3 protein-coding genes are annotated in these 3072 nt (G+C 66.3%); 1 reads left to right on the forward strand and 2 read right to left on the reverse strand.

The genetic code is table 11. The features are described 5' to 3' along the window. Positions 1–154: 154 nt before the first annotated feature. Both AC1DRP_RS35875 and AC1DRP_RS35880 read right to left on the reverse strand, forming a co-directional pair. Positions 155–1210, reverse strand: a complete 1056-nt coding sequence (locus tag AC1DRP_RS35875) for a cupin domain-containing protein (protein ID WP_476771060.1) — start codon at positions 1208–1210, stop codon at positions 155–157. Further along, positions 1210–2370, reverse strand: coding sequence for a four-carbon acid sugar kinase family protein (locus tag AC1DRP_RS35880; protein ID WP_476771061.1), 1161 nt, complete (start codon positions 2368–2370; stop codon positions 1210–1212). The genes AC1DRP_RS35875 and AC1DRP_RS35880 overlap by 1 nt, the downstream gene beginning before the upstream one ends. A gap of 381 nt (positions 2371–2751) precedes the next feature. Between AC1DRP_RS35880 and AC1DRP_RS35885 the strand changes: the two genes are divergently transcribed. Beyond that, positions 2752–3072 (forward strand): hypothetical protein (locus AC1DRP_RS35885; protein ID WP_476771062.1); only part of this gene is annotated, 321 nt, incomplete at its 3' end.

Below are 3072 nucleotides of genomic sequence, written 5' to 3' on the forward strand. Positions count from 1 at the left end.
ACGAGGATCACCTCACCGTCGCGCCGCGCGGCTTCACGCAGGGCCTGAAGTACCTGCTGCCGGTGCGCTGACCAATCGCAGGGAGCTCCAGGTCGGAGACTGTATCGGCTGCGGGTGCTTACGCGCCCGGCCGGGAATGGGCTGACGGCGCGCATCAGGTGTGGAAGGCCCCTGCGTCGCCCAGGCCGTCCTCCCCGATGCCGGCGCCTGCGGTCGGGCCCAGCTCGAGCAATACCACCTCGCAGGCGCCCTCCGGGGCTGCGGGGCAGCGTTCGACGCCATGCGGCACGACGATGAACTCACCCTCCTCGATGAGCTCGTCGCGGTCACGGAACCGCATCAGCAGCCGACCCCTGTGGACGAAGAAGACCTCGTCCTCGTGCTTCTGGAAATGCCAGGCCGCTTCGCCTTCGAACCTGGCGAGCTTGATCTGCATGTTGTTGACGCGTGCGGCGATATGGGGCGGCCAGCTGTCGGAAAACCGGCCGAACGCAAATCTCAGGTTCTCCTTGTGGAATGGCGAAATGTGCCGGTTGAGCGTTGCGACGTCGCGAATGATCCTGGCGAGCTGGTGGGGCACGTCCTTGCCCTCGGCCGGGTATTTCCCGTCGAGCGCAGCCGTGCCGATCGTGAAGCCCGCGGCTCCGGCCTGCTTCAGCGCGGCGATCCGTTCCGGCGTGTCGATGGAGCCGGCGACATAGACGGGTTTGGAGACCGCGGCGCAGACGGCCTGGATCAGGGCCGGCACGTTCTCCCGCGAGCGATAGGCCAGCAGATCGAGCCCGTGCACGCCGTCGCGCGCCGCCAGCATCCGCGCGCTGGCGACAACCTCGTCGATGCTGCCTTCCAGGACGCTTGGATGGCCCATGATCCGCCCCGGGAACGGACAGTACTGGATCGTGGTGCCGGCAATGATCGGCAGCACGTCATCGACTCTGGTCCCGCCGAGCAGGACGTCGATGCCGATTTCGACCGCAGCCTTGGCCGAGGCGATTTCGCTGTCGCGGTCGAGCGAGACGACCTCGAGATAGGATGTCGYGCCGCCCTCCCTGATGGCTCTGTTGAGCGCCTTCAACTGGTCGAGCGGCAGGCCGATATCCTTGAAGCCGATATGCCGGACCCCAAGATGCAGGGCGGTTTGCAGCTGCTCCGACGCGTCGTCCACGGTGCGGTCGTTGCGCGTCAGCATGAAGATGAAGCGAAGTCCCATCAGGACACCTTTTGCGTTTTGTTCGACCCGGTTTGCGCGGAACCGAGCCGCCTTGCATCGGCGAACGCGGTCTCCAGGCCGGCGGGATCGGCGATGCCCTGGTCAGAGAGAGGCGCCCCGTGGCGCAGCCGCGTGACCGCGCGAAGCAAGGTGTCATCCCCGCCAAAACCCCCGGCCTTCATGGCGAGAAGCAGCGCGCGCCCGTCATCGAGCCGGGCACGGCCAAGCGGAAAACCTGGCTCGAGCTCGTGGAGGATCTCGAATTCCCGAACGTCCAGAAGGTCGAGGATCGCCTCCATGGTGTCCCCGCCCGTGGCGATCAACGCGTCGAAGGCCTCGGCCCGAAGCCTGTCCGCCGCAGCCCTTGCAATCTCCCGCAGAAGCGGCGCCGGGTCGTCTTCGCGCTTTGCGGGGCTGCGCAGCAGGGTGACCCCGCTCACCCCCTCGACCCGATCGGCCTGGCCGTGACTGCGCGGGTTCGCGCTGCCGATGACGATGAGAATATCGCCAGGCCCGCCGCCGACCGCTGCTGCAGGAGCCCCCGTCGCAGTCGGGGCCAGGCGCCGCGCCAGCGCCGCCGCCATCCCCGGGGAGCCTACCCACAGCGTGGCTTCCGGTTCGGGCAAGGCCGCAACCTGCGCGTCCAGCTCGTCCTGTGTCGTGGCGTCGAGCAGCACCACACTCCCGATGGAGGGCGGGACCAGGTCGGCGACCACCGAATGGCGGGCCGGATGCACCGGATCGCGGCCATAGGCGGTCTCCGACACGGGGATACCGTCCACGCATTGAACGCCGCCGACAGTGGTGCGCCCGGCCGCGGGAAAGGCCGGGGCGAAGACGAGCTGCCTACGCCCGCTGGCCCGGAACGCCGCGTCCAGCTCGGCCCTGACATGTCCGCGCAGCGTCGAGTCGACCGTCTTGTAGAGGATGTCGCGCGAGGCGAGCTGCGCGGTGAGACGCGAGACCCGCTCCGCGACCTCAGCCTCGGGAGCCGAGCGCGAGCCACTGTCCACGGCGATGACGTCGCTCTCTTGCCGGGGCAACCGACCCCGTCCGACCCACGCGCCATGGCCCCGCATGACGAAGGGGCCAGCCCCGTCCGCTGCACTGGTCAGGTCGTCGGCGAGAACCCCGATCGTCGTATTCCCATCGCTGCTCATCTCTCGATCATGCCGCCTCCACGCGACAAGAAAAGCGCTAGTTTCTGCTGTCAGGGGCGCGTTGGGGGCCGGGCGGTCTACTGAGCGAACCCCGCCCGCCGCCGCCATGCTCGCTCTGGGTGCTGCTGGCGCGCCATTGGCGGCTCGAACCCGGAGCTCGATGCGGCCGCCTGACCACGTCAGCGCCTCCAGGAACTCTGCCGGTACGATCCAACCAGACCAAGGTCGGTGGTCTCGGCCCCAATGGACCACGGACCAGAGGCACCTGATAGGCACGCGCTGGTCCCGAAAATGCGGTGACCTTGTCCTCTAACCGCCTATACGATGGAAGAGTTAATTTGCCCCTAATATTCACCGACGTTCTTCAATTGGGGGTCTGTTATGGCTTCAAGCTTTGTTGTCAACCTCGCCGATCTGAACAAGATTCTTGAGCAAATTAAGGTTGCAGAGCGTAACGTTGCGGGTGAAAGTCTTGTCGATATTATCGGTCAAGATGCATCCTTGCTGCCAATCGGCCTTAGAACGGTCGATGGCAGTAACAATCATCTCCTTCCAGGTCAGAGCCAGGCTGGCGCTGCGGACGGAATCTTCCCGCGGCTGCTGACCCCGACCTACATCAATGATGCCGATGGCGACATGATGCCGCTCGGCCCCCCCGGAGCACCGGTCGTCACCAATACCAATTACGACCCCACCATCACC

The organism is Allobosea sp. 01N443, from assembly GCF_056399325.1.